General features: G+C 67.9%; 18 protein-coding genes and 2 tRNA genes. 9 read left to right on the forward strand and 11 right to left on the reverse strand.

What is annotated here, in order from left to right; genetic code table 11:
* The first annotated feature begins 148 nt into the window (after positions 1–148).
* Together LVJ59_RS03055 and LVJ59_RS03060 are read left to right on the forward strand one after the other, a co-directional pair.
* A complete protein-coding gene (locus LVJ59_RS03055; RefSeq protein WP_232761949.1) occupies positions 149–1,444 on the forward strand; it encodes an O-acetylhomoserine aminocarboxypropyltransferase/cysteine synthase family protein in 1,296 nt (431 codons plus the stop codon).
* Complete coding sequence (locus LVJ59_RS03060) at positions 1,441–2,754, forward strand: LLM class flavin-dependent oxidoreductase (RefSeq protein WP_232761950.1); 1,314 nt, start codon at positions 1,441–1,443, stop codon at positions 2,752–2,754. Before LVJ59_RS03055 ends, LVJ59_RS03060 begins: the two co-directional genes overlap by 4 nt.
* A gap of 18 nt (positions 2,755–2,772) precedes the next feature.
* Here the strand turns inward: LVJ59_RS03060 and LVJ59_RS03065 are convergent, their stop codons facing one another.
* Positions 2,773–3,270, reverse strand: a complete 498-nt coding sequence (locus tag LVJ59_RS03065; RefSeq protein ID WP_232761951.1) for a DUF427 domain-containing protein — start codon at positions 3,268–3,270, stop codon at positions 2,773–2,775.
* Between the two features lie 36 nt (positions 3,271–3,306).
* Here LVJ59_RS03065 and LVJ59_RS03070 point away from each other — a divergent pair, with 36 nt between their 5' ends.
* Complete coding sequence (locus LVJ59_RS03070; RefSeq protein ID WP_232761952.1) at positions 3,307–3,903, forward strand: LON peptidase substrate-binding domain-containing protein; 597 nt, start codon at positions 3,307–3,309, stop codon at positions 3,901–3,903.
* A 23-nt stretch (positions 3,904–3,926) separates the two neighbouring features.
* Here LVJ59_RS03070 and LVJ59_RS03075 read toward each other — a convergent pair whose 3' ends face one another.
* Entirely contained in the window at positions 3,927–4,931 is a 1,005-nt protein-coding gene (locus LVJ59_RS03075) for a TerC/Alx family metal homeostasis membrane protein (protein WP_232761953.1), read from the reverse strand.
* 267 nt (positions 4,932–5,198) lie between these two features.
* Here LVJ59_RS03075 and LVJ59_RS03080 point away from each other — a divergent pair, with 267 nt between their 5' ends.
* From LVJ59_RS03080 to LVJ59_RS03095, 4 genes are read left to right on the forward strand one after another with little or no spacing between them, the layout of a single operon-like run.
* The gene (locus LVJ59_RS03080) at positions 5,199–5,759 is read left to right on the forward strand and encodes an RNA polymerase sigma factor (protein WP_047523939.1); all 561 of its coding nucleotides are present in this window, start codon (positions 5,199–5,201) and stop codon (positions 5,757–5,759) included.
* On the forward strand, positions 5,756–6,886 hold the full coding sequence (locus tag LVJ59_RS03085) for a DUF4349 domain-containing protein (protein ID WP_232761954.1): 1,131 nt from the start codon (positions 5,756–5,758) through the stop codon (positions 6,884–6,886). Before LVJ59_RS03080 ends, LVJ59_RS03085 begins: the two co-directional genes overlap by 4 nt.
* 60 nt (positions 6,887–6,946) lie before the next feature.
* Entirely contained in the window at positions 6,947–7,495 is a 549-nt protein-coding gene (locus LVJ59_RS03090; protein ID WP_047523937.1) for a helix-turn-helix domain-containing protein, read from the forward strand.
* A complete protein-coding gene (locus LVJ59_RS03095) occupies positions 7,495–8,742 on the forward strand; it encodes an MFS transporter (RefSeq protein ID WP_232761955.1) in 1,248 nt (415 codons plus the stop codon). Before LVJ59_RS03090 ends, LVJ59_RS03095 begins: the two co-directional genes overlap by 1 nt.
* Before the next feature lie 55 nt (positions 8,743–8,797).
* Here LVJ59_RS03095 and LVJ59_RS03100 read toward each other — a convergent pair.
* A tRNA-Glu gene (locus tag LVJ59_RS03100) sits at positions 8,798–8,870 on the reverse strand.
* Positions 8,871–9,020: 150 nt separating this feature from the next.
* Here LVJ59_RS03100 and LVJ59_RS03105 point away from each other — a divergent pair.
* Both LVJ59_RS03105 and LVJ59_RS03110 read left to right on the forward strand, forming a co-directional pair.
* Positions 9,021–9,659, forward strand: a complete 639-nt coding sequence (locus LVJ59_RS03105; RefSeq protein ID WP_232761956.1) for an MBL fold metallo-hydrolase — start codon at positions 9,021–9,023, stop codon at positions 9,657–9,659.
* On the forward strand, positions 9,656–10,186 hold the full coding sequence (locus LVJ59_RS03110; protein WP_227991616.1) for a GNAT family N-acetyltransferase: 531 nt from the start codon (positions 9,656–9,658) through the stop codon (positions 10,184–10,186). Before LVJ59_RS03105 ends, LVJ59_RS03110 begins: the two co-directional genes overlap by 4 nt.
* On the opposite strand, the gene pepN is transcribed toward LVJ59_RS03110, so the two are convergent.
* From pepN to gltX, 8 genes are all read right to left on the reverse strand, one after another.
* The gene (gene pepN, locus LVJ59_RS03115) at positions 10,183–12,681 is read right to left on the reverse strand and encodes an aminopeptidase N (RefSeq protein ID WP_232761957.1); all 2,499 of its coding nucleotides are present in this window, start codon (positions 12,679–12,681) and stop codon (positions 10,183–10,185) included. The two genes, LVJ59_RS03110 and pepN, sit on opposite strands and share 4 nt — an antisense overlap.
* 12 nt (positions 12,682–12,693) lie before the next feature.
* Complete coding sequence (locus LVJ59_RS03120; protein ID WP_153243981.1) at positions 12,694–13,692, reverse strand: DNA topoisomerase IB; 999 nt, start codon at positions 13,690–13,692, stop codon at positions 12,694–12,696.
* A gap of 90 nt (positions 13,693–13,782) precedes the next feature.
* Complete coding sequence (locus LVJ59_RS03125) at positions 13,783–14,277, reverse strand: hypothetical protein (protein ID WP_232761958.1); 495 nt, start codon at positions 14,275–14,277, stop codon at positions 13,783–13,785.
* 9 nt (positions 14,278–14,286) lie between these two features.
* On the reverse strand, positions 14,287–17,658 hold the full coding sequence (locus LVJ59_RS03130) for an ATP-binding protein (protein ID WP_232761959.1): 3,372 nt from the start codon (positions 17,656–17,658) through the stop codon (positions 14,287–14,289).
* The gene (locus LVJ59_RS03135; protein WP_232761960.1) at positions 17,655–18,317 is read right to left on the reverse strand and encodes a DUF4194 domain-containing protein; all 663 of its coding nucleotides are present in this window, start codon (positions 18,315–18,317) and stop codon (positions 17,655–17,657) included. Before LVJ59_RS03135 ends, LVJ59_RS03130 begins: the two co-directional genes overlap by 4 nt.
* A complete protein-coding gene (locus tag LVJ59_RS03140) occupies positions 18,310–19,773 on the reverse strand; it encodes a DUF3375 domain-containing protein (RefSeq protein ID WP_232761961.1) in 1,464 nt (487 codons plus the stop codon). Before LVJ59_RS03140 ends, LVJ59_RS03135 begins: the two co-directional genes overlap by 8 nt.
* 130 nt (positions 19,774–19,903) lie before the next feature.
* Positions 19,904–19,975 (reverse strand) — tRNA-Gln (locus LVJ59_RS03145).
* A gap of 99 nt (positions 19,976–20,074) precedes the next feature.
* A complete protein-coding gene (gltX, locus tag LVJ59_RS03150; protein WP_131490906.1) occupies positions 20,075–21,580 on the reverse strand; it encodes a glutamate--tRNA ligase in 1,506 nt (501 codons plus the stop codon).
* Positions 21,581–21,621: the final 41 nt, after the last annotated feature.

Raw genomic sequence — 21,621 nt, forward strand, 5'->3', positions numbered from 1 at the left:
CGCGACGAGGAGGGGCTCTAGATCGAGGTCTCGTCGCGGCCCATAAGAAGAAGGAGCACGGTCCGCATGACGTCAGATTACCACCGCTCGGCCGTGCTCCGATCCGACATGACACTCTGTTGAGCACCGAACGACCGAGAGTGACCGCATGACCGTCGCACGCCCCCGCTTCGCCACCCGCGCGGTCCATGCGGCGCGCGACCGGGAGACCGCCGCATCCCGCGCGACACCGATCTACCTGACGGCGGGCTTCGAGTTCGACGACTTCGATCACGCGGCCGACCACTTCCGCACCGGAGCGGGCTTCGGCTACACCCGCACCGGGAACCCGACCGTCCGCGCCGTGGAACGCCAGCTCGCCGCGCTGGAGTCGGGCGCGGACGCCGTGCTCGTCGCCAGCGGCCAGGCGGCGGTCGCCACAGCCCTGCTCACCGTCGCGGCCGCCGGCGACCACATCGTGTCGTCCACGCACATCTACGAGGGCACCCGGGGCCTGCTCCTCGACAACCTCGCGCGGCTCGACATCGAGACGACGTTCATCGACGACATCGCTGACCCGGATGCCTGGCGGAGCGCGATCCGCCCGAACACCCGCGCGCTGTTCGCCGAATCGATCGCGAACGCCCGCAACGACGTGCTCGACATCCGCGCCGTCAGCGCCGTCGGGGAAGAGTTCGCGATCCCGCTGATCGTCGACAACACCCTCGCGACACCGGCGATTCTGCGCCCTCTGGAACACGGCTCCGCGATCGTGGTCCACTCGGCGTCGAAGTTCCTCGCCGGACATGGTTCCGTGCTGGGTGGCGTGATCGTCGACGACGGACGCTTCGACGCCGAAGGCGCAGGCCACAACGCGCCCCATCTCGTGCTCCCCGGCCGCGGCGATGCTCCCAGCGTCTTCGCGCGCCACGGAGGCCGTGCTCGCATCGCCTATGCCCGCGAGTCGGTGGCTCCGCGATTCGGTGCCTCGCCCTCCCCGTTCAATGCGTTCCTGATCGGCCAGGGCGTGGAGACGCTCGGACTGCGCGTGGAGCGGCAGTCCCGCAACGCGCTGCAGATCGCCCGCTGGCTGGAAGCGCATCCGGAGGTGGAAAGCGTCGACTACGTCGGCCTGCCGTCGCACCCTGACCACGCGACCGCGAACCGGTACCTGGAAGGCGGATTCGGTTCGGTCTTCACGTTCACGCTGCGGGGCGGCCTCCCGGCAGCACGTCGATTCGTCGAGCAGGTGCAGGTGTTCACGCACATGACCCACCTCGGCGATGTGCGTTCGCTGGTCCTGCACCCCGGGACGACGAGCCATGCTCAGCGCACCGAGCAGGAGCGCGAGGGGCTCGGCGTGCGTCCGGGCACGCTCCGGCTCTCGGTGGGCATCGAGGACCTCGACGACCTCCTCTCCGATCTGGCACAGGTGCTCGAGGGCGTGCGGGAGACGGTGGCATGAGCCGCCTTCAGCACTTCGGCTGGTTCCTCGCCCGCGGCTTCGGGCCGCAGGGCTGGGGGTACCCGTCCCTCGACTGGGAATACGACTGGACGCGTCCCGAGGTCTATCAGGAGGCGGCACGGACGCTCGAGCAGGCGGGGTTCGACCTGGTCATCATCGAGGACGCGCCGTCGCTGGGTTCGCCCTCGACGATCGACCTGCGCGTGCGCCACGCGTTCGGCGGGCCGAAGCACGATCCGCTGCTGTTGGCCCCCTACCTCTTCCATGCGACGAGGCATCTCGGTGTGGTGCCGACCGTGAACCCCGCTGCGTACCTCCCCTATACAGCGGCGCGCCAGTTCGCGACCCTGCAGCACGCGAGCGGACATCGGCTGGGACTCAACGTGGTCACCGACACCGGCAGCGCGCGTCACTTCTCCGACGCCCCGCAACTCGGCCACGACGAGGCGTACGACCGCGCCGAGGAATGGCTCGCCGGGATCCGTGCCCTGTGGCACAGCTGGGAGGACGGCGCCCTCATCGCCGATCGCGCGACCGACGTGTTCGCAGACGGCTCGCGACTACGCGCTGTCGAGCACCGTGGGGAGCACTTCGCCTTCGACGGCCCGCTCAACGCCCTCCCCTTCACCGACGGCGACCCTGCGATCGTCTCCCCCGGAGGTTCCGGTCGCGGGCTCGGGTTCGCGGGCGCGAACTCCGATGTGCAACTCGCCCTCGCACCGCTGAACGAGAAGTCGGTGCGCGACTACCGCTCCAGGGTGCACGCGGCTGCCGTCGCCGAAGGACGACGCCCCGAGGACGTCAAGGTCCTGTTCGCCATCCAACCCGTGATCACGCCGTCGCGCGAAGAGGCGGATCGCGTCGTGGCGGCCTCCGCGCACCCCGACCACGGAGCACTCCTGCAGATCGCCCGCAAGCAGTCCAGCGATCTCGAGACCGATCTGACCTCCCTCGATCTCGACGAACCCCTGCCTCCCTCGCTCTTCGGCTCCCACGTCTCGCGCGGCAGCATTCAGCGTCTGATCGGCGACCGTGGAGAGGACGCCCCCTTGCGCGCGCACCTGACGGCGCTCGCCCGGACCGGACGGATCAGCGATCGAACGGGCTTCGTCGGAACCGCGGACGAGTTCGCCGACCTGATCGAAGAGCTCGGCGAATGGGGCAACGATGGCGTGCTGCTGTGGGGAGACTTCCATCCGGTCACGCTGCATCGCACGCTCGACGAGCTCGTGCCGATCCTGCGCCGTCGCGGCAGCCTCCGCCGGGAGTACGCGCACGGGGGCCTGCAGGCGAACCTGCACGCGTTCTGACCGGCCGTCAGGCGACCGTCACCAGCCCAGCGAGCCCGGCCCGCCTTTGAAGGGGCCGACGACGGACGAGGTGACCCACCCGCCGTAGAACCCGCCGGGTTGCGGCACCACGACCTCGCCGCCGACCGTGCACTCGTCCATCGGTGCGGCGTAGACGGCGACCCGATCGGCCAGCATCTCGAAGCCCGGAGAGGGATGCGGGTAGTTCCACGCCGCCCCCTGGCGCAGGGTGTCTCCGCTGCGCACGTCGAAGTAGCGAGCGGCCCCCTTGAACTCGCAGAACGACGAGCCCGAGGTCTCGACCAGTGCGCCGGGGACGAAGTCGGCCATCGGAAGGTAATACGCCGGAGGGTGGCTCGTCTCCAGCACACGCATGGCATCGCGGGTGTCAGCGATCAGGTTCCCCGCAAGGCGGATGGTGACGCGCTCGCCGACGGACTCGACGCGCGGCGGCCTCGGGTAGTCCCAGACGGACTCCTGACCGGCGGCGGGGATTTCGGGGCGAGGTCTGCGCATCTGTTCACTGTACGTCTCTCGGTGTTGACTGGTGCCATGACCACCCTCCCGATGTTCCCGCTCGGCTCGGTGCTGTTCCCGTACACCCCGCTTCCGCTCCGCGTGTTCGAGCCGCGCTATCTCACCTTGATCGGGCGGCTTCTGGACGAGGACGACCCGCGATTCGGTGTCGTTCTCATCGAACGCGGCCAGGAGGTCGGTGGGGGCGACCAGCGCCGTCGCATCGGGACGACGGCGAGTCTGGTCAGCATCTCCACCGGCGCTGACGCGCTGGTCGCCGTCGCCGTCGGCACCGAGCGGTTCTCGGTCGACGAGTGGCTGGCTGACGAGCCGTACCCCCGAGCCGAGGTCACGCCGCTGCCGGAGCTCGACTGGAACGACCAGCTCACCCCGATGCGCACGGAAGCCGAGGCCATCGTGCGGCGCACCCTCGCGCGCGCGCCCGAGGCCCCGTGGGATTCCGGCACGGAGCTCTCGGACGATCCGATCGCCGCGGCATGGCAGCTCGCGGCGATCGCACCTCTCGGCGAGTACGACAGATACGCCCTCTTGCAGTCCGCCACGGTCGGGGCACTGCTCCGTCAGATCATCGACCTCACGCTCGAAGCCGAGGTTCTGTGGTCAGACGAGTGAGACGTCACCGACGCTGAGGGAGCTCACTCCGCCGGCGTCGCGACCCTCGCCGCTCGCTTCTCCCGCGAGGAGGCGATCAGGCTCGCGACCGTCGCGATGGTCATCGACGCCAGGATCACCCCGAGCGACACCATGTTGCTGATGTCGGGCACCCATTCGACGTGCTCGCCGCCGTTGATGAACGGCAGCTCGTTGACGTGCAGGGCGTGGAGGATCAGCTTGACACCGATGAAGCCCAGGATGACGGCGATGCCGTAGTGCAGGTAGCGGAGACGGTCGAGCAGGTCGCCGAGCAGGAAGTAGAGCTGACGAAGACCCATGAGCGCGAAGATGTTGGCCGCGAAGACGAGGAATCCGTTGGTGGTGATCTCGAAGATCGCGGGGATGGAGTCGATCGCGAAGATCAGGTCCGTCACTCCGATGGTGATGAAGACGATGATCATCGGGGTCCACATGCGCTTGCCGTCCACCGTGGTGCGGATCTTGGACCCGTCGTACGTCTCGCTGATGTCGATCCGACGCCGCAGCAGACGGACGACGAAGTTCTCGCGCTGCACCTCACCCTCGTGGTCTCCGTCCGGCATGGCCTGACGGATCGCCGTCCAGATGAGGAACGCTCCGAAGAGGTAGAAGATCGGCGAGAAGTTCTCGACGATCGCGACGCCCGCGAGGATGAACAGGCCACGCAGGATGAGGGCGATGATGATGCCGACCATCAGCACCTGCTGCTGGAGACGTCGCGGCACCGCGAACTGGGCCATGATCAGCACGAACACGAACAGGTTGTCGATCGACAGGCTGTATTCCAGTGCCCAGCCGGTGATGAAGTCACCCGCATTCTGCCAGCCGCCGACGTTGCCGAGGAGCACAGCGAAGAGGAGCGCGAGGCCGACGTAGAACACCACCCAGAGGGTGGACTCCTTCGTGGAAGGGATGTGCGGCCGCAGCCGGATGAGCAGCAGATCGGCGATCAGGATGATCGTGAGGACGACCATCGACGTGATCTCGAACCAGACAGGGATTTCCAACGGCGCACTGCACCTTTCGCGAAGGGTCGGGAATGACTCGAAAGTCTCTCCCCCGCACAGTGGTGCGTCGCGCGCCCGGAGCAACGATGACGGTGCTCGTGATGACGTTACGCGCGGATCCGGGATACTCCCTCTCGCTCGGGCAATGCTACCGGAGTGCTGGGAGCGTGGGGAACCGCCCACGCGGCGGACATCGAAGGAACAGGATCTGAGACGATGAGGACTCCGTCGACACTTCCCGGGTGAGAGACACCGAACGGAATCAGGATGCCCGTGCAGACGAGTGATCAGAAATGGGCGGCCCAGGCCGCGGCAGGCGACGAGAGCGCCTTCCGCGAGCTGTACCGCGCGCATGTCCGGCCGGTCTACTGGATCGCCCGAGGGATACTCGCATCGGCCGCGGATGCGGAGGATGTCACGCAGGAGACGTTCGTCGTCGCCTGGCGGAAGCTCCCCGCCCTCGACCTCCAGGGCGAATCGATCCTGCCGTGGTTGGCGACGATCTGCCGATTCCAGGCCGCGAACCGGCTCCGCCAGCAGCGACGTGATCAGGCACACACCGCCGAAGCCGTGGATGCGACGCTGTTGCCGGACACGATCAGTGTGGAGGAGCAGGTCATCACGGCTGAGCTCGCCGCACGGATCGCCGCCGAGGTGGGCACCCTGAACGAGCTCGACCGGGAGATCTTCCGACTCTGCGCGTCCGAGGGCTACGCCTACCACGCGGCCGCCGAAGAGTTGGGCATCACCCACGCCGTCGTCCGAAACCGTCTCTCCCGAGTGCGCACCCGACTGCGCGGTACCGTCCAGGAAGCGAGAGACGCATGAACGATCAGAACCCCCACGGCGAGTTGCCGGTCGTGTCGGACGAGACCATCGCCCGCATCGAGGAGTCGGTGTTCGCCGAGATCGCCGCCGAGCGTGCGCCGGTGAACCTGGCTGCGGCCCGCGCACGCACGCGACGACGGCGCTGGCTGACAGGCGGCGGCATCGCCGCAGCCTTCGTCATCGGCGTGCTCGTGACTCCCCCGATCCTCGGCGCGGTCGGAGGCTCCACTTCGGTCACCGCGGGCGGGTGGAGCATGTCGGGGGAAGCTGCCACCGACGCTTCGTCCTCCTCGCCCGACCGCATGGCGGAGAGCGTTCCGGAGATGCTCGCCGAAGGGACCACTGATGCGGGCGGCGCCGTCGAAGGTGCCGTCGATGGCGCTGTCGACAGCGATCGGGAGATCATCGCCACCGCACAGGCCACGGTTCAGGTGCCGAGCATTCCCGGAGCCGCGACGACCATCGCCGCACTCGCCGCCGACAACGGCGGATACGTGGAGAGCACGGAGATCGGCAAGGCGGCCGCGATGGACGGTACCTCCGAGCCGGCGCCGGCCGACTCCGCGTACGGGTGGATCAGCATCCGAGTGCCGTCCGATGACCTGCCGGAGGTGATCGCCGCGCTCGGCGACGTCGGGGACGTCCTCTCCTCATCGACGTCGAAGCAGGATGTGACCTCGATCTCCATCGATCTGCAGGCGCGGATCGACTCGACCAGAGCATCGGTCGATCGTCTCACTGAGTTGATGTCGCAGTCGGGCAGCGTCTCCGAGTTGATCGAGGCGGAAGTCGCGCTGACCGATCGGCAAGCACAGCTCGAGTCGTACGAGCAGCAGCTCGAGGCACTGCAGGACCAGGTGGCGATGTCATCCCTGCAGGTGCAGCTGACACGGGAGAACTCTCCCACCACTGCTGACCCCGCGGGATTCAGCGACGGCCTCCTCGCCGGATGGAACGGCCTCGTGGTCTCGCTGAATGCACTCGTGATCGCGGTCGGATTCATCCTCCCGTGGCTGGCGATCGCCGGAGTCGTCATCCTGGTCGTGTGGCTGGTCCGCCGGTCACGCCGGGCCCGTCGCGCCGCGGACGCGTCAACCGGGGGCCATACGGACGCCGAAGAAGCTTGATTTTCCGGGGTATACAAGAAGGCTTGTGCGTCTGCACGGGCGGGATTAGCGTCTTCTCCCGTGGAAGACATCTCCGTGATCACCGCCGTGCACCATCCGCTGCGCCGCCGCATCTACGACTACCTCCTCCTGTACGGAACGTCTCAGGTGACGACGCTTGCCCGCGCACTCGAGAGCCAGGTCGGCAGCATCAGCCACCACCTGCGCATGCTCGAGCGAGCGGGGGTCGTCGAGCGCGTTCCCGACCCGGACGGTGACAAGCGGACCAGCTGGTGGGCTGTCGCACGGAGAGGGTTGACCTGGTCGACCGACGACTACGCGGACTCCCCCTCCGACGCCCTTCTCGCCCGAGAGGCGCAACGCCAGGGCATCCGGATGCAGATCGAGCGACTCCAGCAGTGGCACAGGCACCGACACGATCCTGCCTACGTCGGGTACGACGGCTCCAACACCGAGACCACGACCTGGGCTTCTCCCGATGAGTTGCGAGATCTTTCCGCTCGACTCCTGGCGACGATCCGCGAGTGGCAGGACGGCATCGATCTCGCGGACGACCAGTCACGCACGCCCATCTTCGTGTTCGCCCACGCCTTCCCGACGGTGCCGTGATGGCCACCCTCAGCGAGCCGACGGTGCTCCTCACTCCCCCGGAGTTTCGACGCGATCACCGCGTGCACGCATGGATCGGCGTCAAGGCCCTCTCCGACGCGGGGGATGCACTCTGGACGATCGCACTCGCCTGGACAGCCGTGCAGATCGCGTCGCCGGCCGTCGCCGGCCTGATCGTCGCAGCCGGGACCATCCCCCGGGCGGCGATCCTGCTGTTCGGCGGCGTGATCGCCGACCGTACCGATGCGCGGCGGATCATGCTCTTCTTCACCATCCTCCGCGTGGGCGTGCTCGTCGCCGTGGCCGTGTGGGTCCTCACAACGCCCCCTTCCGTGGCGATCCTGCTGTTCGCCGCGATCGCGTTCGGGGTGTGCGACGCGTTCTACGAGCCGTCGGCGGGCACCATCGCGCGACAGCTGGTCCGACCGACGGATCTACCGTCGTACGGGGCGGCCGCGCAGACCGCGTCACGACTCGGCACCATGGGTGGCGCGGCGATCGGCGGGATCATCGTGGCGCACGCCGGCCTCGTCGGCAGTGCTTCACTGAATGCGCTGACGTTCGCGCTCGTCGCCGCCTTCATCGCGATCTGGTTGCGACCGCGGTTCCGACTCGCCCGGGCCGAGAAGGAGTCGGCGCTGCGCGGCATCGCGCGAGGATTCGCGCACCTTTCCGCGAATCCGACCACGCGCACCCTCGTGATCGCGCTGTCGGGTCTGAACCTCGCCGTGGGGCCCGCTGTCGGGATCGGCCTCGCGTTGCGCGCACACGCCGAGGGCTGGGGCGCGCAAGCGGTCGGCCTCTTCGAAGCCCTCCTCGGTCTCGGCGCGGCGATCGGGGCCGTCTCGGTCGCGAAGTGGCGACCCCGCCACGAAGCGCGCGGTGGCTTCTGGGCCCTGGTGGTCCAAGGGGCTGGGATCGTCGCGCTCGGGTTCGGGCCGGCGTGGACCGTGGCGACGGCCGCCTTCGTGATCGGAACGACAGCCGGATACGCCTCGGTCTTACTGAGCGCGACTTTCTCAGCCACCGTCGACACCGCCTATCTCGGCCGGATGGGGTCCCTGACCCGGTTGGGAGACGACTGCCTGATGCCGTTGGCGATGGCGGGTTTCGGCGCGCTCGCCTCACTCACGAGCCTGTGGGTGCCCTTCACCGTGTTCGGCGGCGCGATGATGGCGCTGATGATCCTGCCGTTGAGCAACAGGACCTTCCGCACGATGGCGCTTCGCTCGGCCCCGGCGGAATGACGGCCTCTGAAAAGCAAGAAAGCCTCCGGCGAACCGGAGGCTTTCTCGTGTTGTGTGACCCCAGCGGGATTCGAACCCGCGTTACCGCCGTGAGAGGGCAGCGTACTAGGCCGCTATACGATGGGGCCGTCTGGCGAAACGTTTCCGTCGCGCGACAACCGTTCAAGTATGCCACGGCGTTTCTCCGTCCGCAAAATCGAGGCCGCCTCCTCGTGCCCCCCGGGCGTGGCGCGCGGAATCCGTTTGCCGTGGAGCAGACGAAGGAGTTGACTCATCTCATGCGCGTCACCAAGTTCGAACATGCTGCTCTCCGTCTCGATGCCAACGACCGGACCCTCCTGATCGATCCGGGCTCCTTCACGGCACCCGTGAACGATCTCAGTGATCTCGTCGGGATCGTGATCACGCACGAGCATCCCGACCACTGGACCCCTGAGCACTTCGACCGTCTGCTGCGCTCGGCGCCCGGTACCCCGATCTTCGCGCCCGCCGGCGTCGCGCGCGCGGCAGAGGGCTACGACATCACCGTGGTCTCCCCCGGTGACACCGTCGAGGTCGGCGGTTTCACTCTGCGTTTCTTCGGCGGCACGCACGAGGTCATCCACTCATCTCTCCCCACCGTGGAAAACGTCGGCGTCCTCGTCAACGACGAGCTCTACTACCCCGGCGACTCCTACGCCGTCCCCGACGGCATCGCGGTGGGCACTCTCGCCGCGCCGCTCGGTGCGCCCTGGCTGAAGATCGGCGAAGCGATGGACTACGTGCTCGCGGTCGCGCCACGCCGCGCCTTCGGCACCCACGACATGACGCTGTCGGTCATCGGCAAGAACATGCACAGGCAGCGCCTGCAATGGGCGACCGAGCAGGGCGGCGGCGAGTTCTTCGTGCTGGAGCCCGGCGACACTCTCGACCTGTGACCGGCGCAGCACGCCGACTCCTCCCCTCGCCGACCGCCCGCCTGCGCTTCCGCGAGATGAGGGAAGACGACCTCGATCAGATCGCCGAGATGCTCGGCGATCCGGAGGTCATGGCCTTCTATCCGGCCGTGAAGACGCGCGCGGAGAGCGCCGAATGGATCGCGCGGATGCAGGAGCGCTACCGGGAACACGGGCACGGGCTATGGGTGATCGAGACGCACGACGGTGAGTTCATCGGGGACTGCGGTCTGACCTGGCAGTCCGCGAACGACGCTCCGGTGCTGGAGGTCGGCTATCACGTCCGTCGCGCGAGTCAGCGCCGAGGCTACGCGACGGAAGCCGCGAGGGCATGCGTCGAACTCGTCGCCCGCGAACTCGCCCCCACCCTGCTGACGGCGATCATCCACCCCGCCAACACCGCGTCGCGCGGGGTCGCCGAGAACCTCGGCATGACGCACATCGACGACGACCGCGCCCACCCGTGGATCGTACGTACGGTCATGGGTATGCAGGTCGCCCCGGCTTAGCCCTCGGCGGACGCGTCCTGTGCGGCGCGTACCCGGAGGTCGCGTTGCAGGTGATCGCGCTGCTCGACGACCAGGCGACGAAGTGCGGCCGGCGCGGCCTCGTTGTCCGCAAGCCAGGTGTCGACGGGGCCGAGGGTGTCGCTCGCAGGGAAGAACCCGAGGACCAGCCTTCGAGCGATCTCGATGCTGCGTCCGCTCCATGCGGCACCGATACGGCGGAAATACTCCTCATCGAAGCTCGCGATGAGGTCTCGGCGTCCCCCGGCGCGGAAGCCGTCGATCTCGGCATCCAAGTGGTCGTTGCTGAGCGATTCGTCATTCCACGCCGACTCCCACGCGCCGCGTCGCACGGCGGTTTCCGGGCGCGAGGCACGTGCGCGCCGCGCCGCCGTGCGTCCACTCCCCGTGTCGTCGCGTTCCTCCTCGGCCGCGATGTCTGCGAGGTCGGCATGCCCCGTCGCGACGAGTGCCGTGAGGAGCTGCCAGCGCAGGTCAGGATCGACGACGAGACCCTCGGGAACGTCCCCGTCGAGCAGGGCGCGCACCCGTTCGCTGTGCACATCGTCGAACGCGGAGGCCGTCGCCAGAGCCCGCGCCCACGAGAGCTGCGCATCGCTCCCCGCGTCCGCGGCCTGAAGCGCATTCCACACGGCGTCGGTCCAGGTGCGCTGCTCGTCGTCGCGCCGGGCGGGTGCGACGTAGTGCCGGATCGTGTGGACCGCATTGGCGAGGACGCCGGACAGGAGTCCGCTGTTCGACTCCGCCGGAGCATGCGTGCGCACGATCTCGAGGTAGCGTGTCGCGCTGAGCTCGCCGTCGCGGGTGGCGTTCCACAGCGACGACCACACCAGCGCGCGGGCCAGCGGGTCTTCGATCGACGAGAGGGACTCCTCGACGGTGCGCAGCGAGGCCCCGTCCAGTCGCGCCTTCGCATAGGTGAGATCGTCGTCGTTGAGCAGCACCAGATCGGCGTCAGCGAGCTCCACCTCGGTCCGTTCACCGAGCAGATCGAGTTCCTGCTGGTCCTTCCGGACGATGCGGCCGTCCTCGCGCCCGTAGAGCCCGATGCGGAGCCGGTGCGGGCGCGGATCCGTCTGCACGAGGAAACGGCGCCCGTCGTCGTCGGTCTCCAGCCGGATCGTCGACACGCCGGAGGTCTGCAACCACGACGCCGACCAGTCGCTCATGTCACGTCCGGACACGGCACTGAGTTGCACGAGGAAGTCGTCCAGAGTCGTGTTCCCGAAGGCGTTCGCCGCGAAGTAGCGACGGGCGCCCTCGAAGAACGCCTCGTCCCCGACGAACGCGACGAGCTGCTTCAGCACCGCAGCGCCCTTGGCATAGGTGATGCCGTCGAAGTTGAGCTTCGCGGCTTCGAGATCGGTGATGTCCGCGACGATCGGGTGCGTCGTCGGCAACTGATCCTGCTGGTAGGCCCACGCCTTCCGACTCGCGGCGAACTTGACCCACGCGTCATGGAAACGCGTCGCGACGGCGGACGCGTGTGCGCCCATGTAGTCGGCGAAGGACTCCTTGAGCCACAGATCGTCCCACCAGGTCATGGTCACGAGGTCGCCGAACCACATGTGGGCCATCTCGTGGAGGATCGTGTTGGCACGCGCGGCTCGCTGCGCCTCGGTGGCTGCCCCTCGGGACAGGTATGCCTCGGTGAAGGTGACGAGCCCCGGGTTCTCCATCGCTCCGAGGTTGTACTCGGGGACGAAGATCTGGTCGTACTTGCCCCAGGGATACGGGTAGGCGAACGCATCCGCGAAGAAGTCCAGCCCCTGCCGGGTCACCTCGAGGATCTCCTCGGATTCCAGATACGGGGCCAGGGAGCGGCGGGCGAAGACTCCGAGGGCGACGTGTTCCTCGCCGCGCTTCCACTCGCCGTCCACCCGGGTGTAGGGGCCGGCGGCGACCGAGGTGATGTAGCTCGAGATCGGGAGAGTCGGGGCGAACTCGACGCGCTGCACACCGACGCCGAGGTCCGTGTGCGTCGGTGACTGGTTCGAGAGCACCTCCCACCCGGACGGCGCGTCGACCACGAAGGTGTAGGACGCCTTCATATCCGGCTGCTCGAAGCACGCCATGACCCGGCGCGAGTCGGCGGGCTCGTATTGCGTGTACAGATACGTCTCGTCGTCGGCGGGATCGTGGAAACGGTGCAGTCCTTCGCCCGAACGGCTGTAGGCGCCGACCGCTTCGACCCGGACGACGTTGGACGTGCCGAGCCCGACGAGGGAGATCCGTGCGCCGTCGTACACGACCTCCTGCTCGACACCGTTCAGGACGACGCGGGTGACTGCCTCACCGATGAAGTCGAGCCAGGTCGCCTCGGTGGACGCGTCGAATTCGAGCGTCGTCACCGTCGGGAACCCGGTGCGAGCCCGCTCGGGGGCGCCGGTCAGGTCGAGCTCGACGCGAATGCGGTGCACGGTGACCGCTGCGGATCGCGCTGCGGTCTCCTCGCGGGTGAGGTTGGCTGTATCCATGTATCCATCCTGTCATCCGGATCGCCGCGTCCTCTTCCGCGACGTCGCCGGTCCGCCCAGCAGTCGGCGGATGGCCGTCTCGGGCGACACGGAGATGTCGAGGGTGCGCCCCCGCGCATACTGCGTGAACACTCTCGGATCGATGTAGCTGCCGCGTGCGACGGCGGTGGTGTTGCCGAGTGCGGTCGCCGCGGCCTGCACTGCGAGCCGCTCGGCCTGCTTGCGCTCGCTGCGACGATCGAGTTCGCCGATCCGGGCCAGGGCGTCGGCGGCGATGATCGTCCCGTGCAGAGTCCGGAAGTCCTTCGCCGAGAAGGAGGAGCCGGTGACCTCGCGCAGATACGCGTTCACTTCGGCCGGGCTGATGCGCACACGGCGGCGGCCGCGCCGATAGGCCAGCAGGAAGGCTCCGGACTTCCCCGCGGCGAAATCGGTCAGGGCGTCCGCGAGCGCCTCATCGGTGATCTCTATCGATGCGGTGCGCCCGCTCTTGGCGGGGAACGACAACGCCACCTCGCTCCCGGACACGCGCACGTCACGACGCCGCAGGGTCGTGAGACCACGGCTGCCGTGACGCACCAGGTACCGCTCCGAGCCGATCCGGAGTGCCGCATCGTCGAGCAGGCGGAAGGCGATCGCCAGCGCGCGCTCCTTCGTCTGTCCATCCTCGCGGAGAGCCCGTGTCACGCGTGCTCTGGCACCGGGAAGCGCAGCGGCGAGTTCGAGAGCGCGGACGAACTTCTTGCGGTCGCGGCTGACGCGCCACAGCGGGTGGTAGAGGTACTGTTTGCGGCCCGCCTCGTCGACCCCGACCGCTTGGATGTGCGCCAACGGATCCGCAGCGATCCAGACGTCGCGCCAGGCCGGCGGAATCACCAGATCGTCGATGCGTTGCCGATCAGCTTCCGGGGCGGTCTCTCCCCCGGGACCCGCATACCGAAACCCTGATCCGGATCGCCGCCTGCGGAACCCGGGGTCCTCCCCCGGAACCACGCGGTTCAGTCTCGCCATCCGCTCTCCCTCCTCGACCCTCTCGCCTCAGACGAGGATGCCGCCTCGTCACGGCCGGCGATAGGGAGTGGCGTCGCGGCCCCGTGCGTGCTATTCGTCGTCGGAGGGAGGTGCGGCGAACGCACGACGCATGTGGTCGCTCGTCAGGAAGTCGGCGATACCGATCATGATGAGGCTGAAGATAATCTGCTCGGAGACCATCCACAGCGGATACAGGCCGGGGATGGCGGCCATCACGAGCGTGATGATCGGGAAGATCTGCGCGAACAGACGCAGGCGCTGATACGCCCAGCGCCACCCGCGCCGCGCTCGCCACGCGAAGTAGAACAGCGTGACGGTCATCGCGAGGACCACGAGCGTCCGCATCCACACCGCGAATGAAACGGGCTCTCCGTCGACCGCGAGCACCAGCGCCACGACGACCGCCCCGACACCGATCACGAGCTCGACGACGAGAAGCCAGAGGATCCACGCGAAGGCGCGCACCGTCCGGGGGTGGGTGCGGTCGACCTCGCTGATGGCGACGCCAGCGTGGCGGCCGCCCGCGATCCGATCGAGACGGAGGAAGAGGGGTTCCAAAGCCATGTCTGGAGCCTAGGCGTTGCGAATCGCGGCGTCGTCCGGCAGGCCCACCTTCGCCTTCGCCCACGACCGCCCATGCGTGTCCTTGAGGATGTCGTACTCGACATCGACGTGAGGCTCGATCGCGCTGTACTTGTCGTTCGGGGCGCCGATCACCAACTGGAAGCCGAGACCTCTCCACGCACCGATCGCGCGCTTCGTGAAATGCGCATCCGCCTTGATCAGGGCCTCGTCCATGAAGACCGGGGCGTAGCGCGGTCGAGCCGCGCCCGCGTCTCCGAGCTGGTACCGAAGAGCGGCGCCGACGATGAACGCGACGAGCTCCTGCGACTCCCCTCCGGACTTCTCGCCGATGTGATCGTAGAGCGCGACATGCGAACGCGTGGCGGCGTCCACTCTCTCCGCACTCACCCGCACATGGTTCCTCACGTCGATCAGCTCCGCGAAATCGGGGGCCGTGCGACGCATGCGTGCGATCAGCCGGCTCATCTTGCGATAGACGGTCTCACGCTCCGCATCCGTCGACGCCGCATCGATGAGTCCGCGGACCTCACGGAGCTCCCTGCGGAACCGCTTGCGCGCCTCCGTCTGGTTCTCCCGCGGGGTGATCTGCAGCCGATGGTCATCGTCGTAGAACGGGAGCTCCTCCATGATCCTGTTGATGGGATCGATCCGATCCTTGATCTCTCGGAGGGAGCGGCTGAGCGTCGAGTCGAGGCTCGTCAGATCGTTTCCGGACAGCTTGAGGAGACTGTCGCGCCACTCGGTCTCGAGCTCATGCAGCCCGTTGGTCTGGAGCGCTTCGAGGATGTTCTCGAACTCGCCGACCGAGGCATCCGGATCGGGGAGGATCGTGAGACTGTCCCAGCGTTCGAGGAACCCGGTCATGAGTCGACGCATGCTCTCCCGCTGCTGCTCGTGGGCGTCGGCGGCTTCGCGGCGCTCCTCGAGGAGGCGCTGCGCGGCGGTCCGGAGCGCTGTGTCGAGATGCGACAGTCTCTGAGCCGCCGTCGGTGTGTCCCCGGTCTCCGCATGCAGGAATCGCCCGTCGAGGAAGGTCGCGTGCCCCTCCTCCAAGACGGTCCCCGACGACGCTGCCGCATCGATCACGGTCTGGCAGGCGTCGACGTCATCGGTCACCTGCCCCCACCGCTCCTGCGTCTGGGCGAGCTCATTGCCCAGCCGCGCTTCGTCGTCGCGGAGGCGACCCGCACGGGCCCTCAACTCCTCGGCCTGGCTCTTCAGCTGCGCGATCTCGGGGCTGGCCGTCGTCACCTCGGCTTCGACCGCGAGCCAGCGCTCCTTCTCCGCTTCCACGGCGACGACATCGATCTGCTCCCAGGTGAGGTCCTCGATCTTCGCGAGCGCGGTGGACGTCGTCTCGATCCGGTCGAGCGCGGCCTCGGCCTCCTGCGCCGCCGCGGCGGCGTCCTCGTATCGCTCGGCAAGTCGGCGGAGTTGCTCGTCGAGTTCCCGCAACCGGCGTTCGTTGGTGAAGCCGAGCACATTGGCACGGCCCTGACCGCCGTGACCGCCGCGGCTTCCCTGAGATACCTGACCGCTGATCGTGAGCGCCTTCTGGTGTTCGGTCAGCTGCGAGGGGGAATCCACGCAGACGTACCCGTAACGCTCCTGCAGTCTCTGCTGCAACCAGCCGGTGAAGGGCGATGGCAGGTAGTCGAGCCGGGCGGGAAGCGACTTCGGATCGGCAGGGCGCATCTCGGGCAGTCCGACGTGCACGCCTTCGTAGTTCAGGCGCTCGGGAGTGCGGACCGCGTTGATGGCGGAGCGGAACGTCGCCAAGTGCTCGGCATCGATCAGCAGCGTCCGGGCGAAACCGCCGAGAGCGAGGTTGAAAGCCTCACGCCAGGGCTCGAACTCGGTCCGCAGCTCGATGAGCTCCGCTACGAAGGGGAGCTCCGACGGGGAGAGACCCACCGCCTCGGCGAGCAGAGCCCGCGACTCGTCGAGACGCGCCGGGATGCTGCCCCGCACGCGGCTCGTCCGCTCGCGTTCCTCCCGAACACCGCGCATCTCCGTCTCCGCGGCTCTCCGAGTCGTCTCCGCGTCGGCGAACGCAGCCCGTGCCCCGCGGTTGTCGGACTTCGCCGACGCACCGCGAGCCTGGGAGACGAACGCGTCGAACTGCGCCGCGGTTTCGACCTCTGCGCCGAACTCGCGGACGATGGCGTCGAACTTCGCCCGTTCCCGGCGCACGTCCTCGAGCCGGCGTTCGGCGACGCGGAGCTCGCGCTGCGCGGTCTCGAGGCGATCGCCGCCGGACTGACGGAGGACATCGAGGAGTCCTTCGCGCTCGAGGTCGGCCGCGTCGACGAGCGCACGCTTCTCGCGGACGGCGAGGCTCAGGGCACGCGCACGGTCGCCCAGTTCGACCTCCACCTCGCGGAGCAGATCCAGACGTCGCTGCGCGTTCCATAGAGCGGCGAGCGAGGACGCATCGGTGAACACCCCGACCTCGTCGATCACCCTGACGCGCTCGGCAGCCGCGGCGATCCGCTCCTTGATCGCCCGGATCGGCTCGAGAGCGCTCACCTGCTGCTTGGCGGTCAGCATCCGGGTGCGCGTGCTCTCGAGCTCGTCGAAGTGCGCGACGACGGCGTCTGCGGTGGCCATGGTCTCGGGCTCTTCCAGGACGAGCTTCTTGTAGAGATCGTCGACCGTCGTGATCTGCTGTCCTGCCTGGATGCGCGCCAGCAGGCTGATGGCCTTCGAGCCTGAGCCCGCGGCACCGATCCCGAGCACGGCCTGCAGCCGCGCCGAGAACTCACGGTCGGTGGCGAGCGTCTCCAGCCCGGTCCCACGCACCGCCGCATCGGACAGGCGCTGCGCGGCTGCCTGCTCCAGCAGTCCCAGGTCGAAGGCGCCGCCGACCGTCGCCCGCACCCGGGTCGTGTCTTCCAGAGTGCGCGCGTCCGCCGGGATGTACCACGCACGCACCGCGGTGAACCGTGATCCGTCGTGATCGAGCCACGTCGTCGCGATCGCGCTCCAGGTGTCCTCCCCGTCACCACGCAGCACGCGCAGTTTGGTACCGTCCTCGGTTCGGGACTCGTCGATCTTCCCGCGCCCGTAGGAGAGGATGTTCCGCTGCTCCTCGCCCCGGGGGCGCCCGGTCACGCCACCGTTGGACGCGCCGTTGAACGGTGTCGTGTGCGGCATCATGAGCGCGATGTACGCGTCCATCAGCGTGGACTTCCCCGACCCCGAACCGCCGCAGAGCAGGGTCGCATCCGGGGAGAAACGCACGCGGTGAGGGCCGCCGTCATAGCCGCCCCAGTTGATCAGCTGCAGCTCCTCCGCCACCCACTGCTGTCCTCGGGACCCCGAGGGAATGAGTCCGAACAGCGTGTCGACCATCGTCATCGTTGCACCACTTCCTGCGACCGCAGCCAATCCCGGAGCTCCTTGAGCGTCTCCGCGCTCAGCACCACTTCGACGAGCGCCGTGATCCGATAGCGACCACTCGTCTCCTCCTGGATGATGCCCTCACGGTCGAGGCGGTCCATCGCGTTGCGAATCGCCTTCTGCTGTCGCGCGGTCCCTCCGTCGACATCCGTGAAGTAACTCAGCACCGTCTGCTCGAGATCTTCGATGTCGATACGGACGGAGGCCTCACCGGCGGCGGACTCCCGCTGGTAGACGGTGCGCAGGTGCACGAGCACCAGTGTCTCCGCACGTGTGTACGGCGCATCCTTGAGGAGAACGGGCATGTCGATCTCGTCGGAGCGGAGTTGCTGCTTGTACGCGAACCCCCGGCCGTGATCGATGACCAGGCGGAGGTACAGGTCGTTCAAGCGCGACTCGATCACCTGCTGATGGTCCAGCAGCAGGGTCCACTCCCGACGGTTGCGCTCCGCAGCGATGAACCGGCGCTGCAGGATGTGCACCAGCACTCGTCGGATCTCCGGATCGAGCGTTCCCCGATCACCGGCGAAGTGCTCCTCGATGTCGTCTTCCATCGGGACCGGCGCGATGAACGGCTCATCGAGCGGCGCGTCGGTCGCGAGGCTCTGTTCAGGCATGTGCATCTTCCTTCGGGTTGCGCGCCGTGACGGCGCCGAACGCGAAACGTCGTGTCGAGCCGTCCGGACGCAGGGCTTCGACCACCGACACCTCGTCGCTCTCGGTCATGCCGTTGCGGTGTGCGATCTCGAGCAGACCGAGAAGGTCGACGGGGCGGCGCGTGTCGTCCGCGGCTGTCGTGAACGCCGCGGCGAGGTCGAACTCCTCACCGAGAGCGGAGACGTGTTCTTCGAGTTCGGTGTATCTCGGGCCTCCCCAGGCGCGACTGTCGACGTCGAGGAACTCGACGTCGTCGGCGTCCGCGAGGGGAGCGGGGGCGGCGGGAGGGCGGATACTGCTCACCGTTTGGCGGAGGTGTCCGAGGTCGACGAGCGGGAGGCTGCGCACCGGCGCTGCGCTCGCGCCCGTGCCGTCCCAGACGTGGAGGGCGGCGATCACATCGCGGAGCAGGTCGTCGATCTGACGGTCCCGCAGCGGATCGTGCGTCTTCACCTGCCCGGTGATGACGTGCGATGCGCGGCGCTGCGCGGCCAAGACCTCCTCGACGCCGAGTTCGACCCGGCGTCCGATGGCATCGAGATCGGCGCGCTGGTTGCTGTCGAGCTTGCGTGCGAACGGCTGGCGGAGCAGGCCGTGGAGTTGCTCGGACAGCGCGTCGATGCGCTCCGGGTCACCGATCAACCGCAGCGCCCCGGCGAACGCGCGCCCTTCGGGGGTGGAGTTCATGACGTCCTGCGCGCGCTGCAGATACTCACGGAGGACCTCGCCCGTCGGACGCTCGTCGCGCCGCAGATGGGCGACGACATCGCGCTGCATGACCTTCAGGGACTCGGCGACGCGCGTGAAGTCCGCCGGGAGCTCGCGAGCCAGATGCAGCACGTTCTCCGCCTCTTCGAAGAGCTCTTCATCATCGAGGGGATCCGCCTTGCCCGATTCCTCGATCCGGGCGATCTCCGCGTCGAGTGCCGTCCGCTCCTCGCGAAGGCGCGTGAGTCGCCGCTCCGGATCGGCCTCCGCGCTGTCCGCCAAGTGCTCCACGGCCTCGAGGAGCGTGCGCACGCGGGAGTTCGAGACGCGTGTGCGTCCACCGCCCGTCCGGCCCGCGATCTCCAGCGCCTCCACCGCATGCGCGGAGAGCCGATACACCTCGACGTCGTCATCGATCTGCTGGACCAGCCAGCCCAGGCGCACCCAGTTCCTCGAGACATCGCGTCCGGTTCCCGCCGGCGTCCGCCGCTCATCGTCATCGTCGTCCGCGCCCCTCAGCTCCTCGAGGATCTCGGAGAGCTCGGCATGGGCATCCGCGATCGGGATCGACGGCCGGTCAGCCGTGAACAGCAGAGAAAGCGAGGCGACGACGAAGGGAGCGTACCGACCGTGGAGCAGATCGAGCGTCGGAGTGCGGAAGGCGGTGACAGCGCGGGAGTATGCCGATTCCGCTCGTGTTCCTGTCACACATTCACATTAGTCGCGACGTCGGTCTTCCTCGGACGCGACGCGGGAGTATGCCGCGCGACGACCGGCCAGCTGAGCACAACCGCCCGAACACGAAGAAACCCCCGTCTGAGCGGGGGTTTTGATCTTGCTGGGGTACCTGGACTCGAACCAAGAATAACGGAACCAGAAACCGTCGTGTTGCCAATTACACCATACCCCAAGGGCGAAACCAGGGCCTCGCACCGAGAATCAAGCCTACCCGAGCGGCGGCGGAACACCAAAACCGGTGCCCTGTGCCGCCGCCCGGGCGCGTCGCGGTTCAGCCCGCGAGGAACGTGGAGAGCGACCGCAGGCGACGCAGGGACTCCTCCTTGCCCAGCAGCTCCATCGACTCGAACAGCGGTGGCGAGACCCGGCGGCCGGTGATGGCCACCCGCGGCGGGCCGTAGGCGATGCGCGGCTTGAGCTCGAGCTTCTCGACGAGTTCGGCGGCGAGGGCCTCTTGGATCTTCTCCGGCGTGAAATCCGTCACCGGTTCGAGCGCGGTGACGCAGGCGTCGAGCACCTCGGCCGCATTCGCCGGAAGGCCCTTGAGCGCGTCCTCGGCATACGAGACCTCATCCGTGAAGAGGAAGCCGACCATCCCCGGCACCTCACCCAGCAGCTGCACACGCTCCTGCACGAGGGGCGCGACGCGGAACGCCATCACCAGCTGCTCATGCGTGGGCTCATCGAACAGACCCGCGGCGGCGAGGTACGGCACGGTCCGCTCGGCGAAGTCCTTCTCCCCCAGCATCCGGATGTGATCGCCGTTGATCGACTCGGCCTTCTTCTGATCGAAGCGCGCCGGGTTGGGGTTCACGTCGGTGATGTCGAACGCGGCGGTGAACTCATCGAGCGAGAAGACGTCGCGGTCGGGACCGATCGACCAGCCGAGCAGAGCCAGATAGTTGAGCAGCCCCTCGGGGATGAACCCGCGCTCCCGGTGCAGGAACAGGTCCGCCTGCGGGTCGCGCTTGGAGAGCTTCTTGTTGCCGGTCTCCCCCAGCACCAGGGGCATGTGCGCGAAGCGCGGCACGAAGGTCGTCACACCCGCATCGATCAGTGCCGCGTACAGCGAGAGCTGGCGCGCGGTCGAGGGCATGAGGTCTTCGCCACGCAGCACGTGGGTGATGCCCATCAGCGCATCGTCGACCGGGTTCACGAACGTGTACAGCGGCACGCCGTTCGGACGCACGACCACGAAGTCGGGGAACGAACCGGCGGGGAAGGTGACCTCGCCGCGGATCAGGTCGACGTACGTGAGGTCCTCATCCGGAACACGCAGGCGCAGAGCGGGCTGACGGCCCTCGGCGCGGAACGCCTCCTTCTGCGCATCGGTGAGGTCGCGGTCGAAGTTGTCGTAGCCGAGCTGCTTGGCGCGACCGGCGGCCTCGTTGCGCGCATCGATCTCCTCCGCCGTGGAGTAGCTCTCGTAGAGGGCTCCCGTGGCGATGAGCTTGTCGATCACCTCACGATAGATGTCGTGACGCTCCGACTGCCGGTAGGGCGCATGCGGACCGCCGACCTCGACGCCCTCATCCCAGTCGATCTTGAGCCAGGTCAGCGCGTCGACCAGCTGGCGGAAGCTCTCCTCGCTGTCACGCGCGGCATCGGTGTCCTCGATGCGGAACACCATCTTCCCGCCGTTGTGACGGGCATAGGCCCAGTTGTAGAGAGCCGTGCGGACCATGCCGACATGCGGCAGACCGGTCGGCGAGGGGCAGAAGCGGACGCGGACGTCGGCACCACTGACAGTCGTGGTGAGGGGATGAGGGGTAGCCATAGCCCTTCGATTCTACGGGGACAGGGCTGGGCGCCGTCGGC

Origin of the sequence: Microbacterium sp. KKR3/1, from assembly GCF_021272365.1 — a bacterium.
GTDB lineage: Bacteria > Actinomycetota > Actinomycetes > Actinomycetales > Microbacteriaceae > Microbacterium > Microbacterium aurugineum.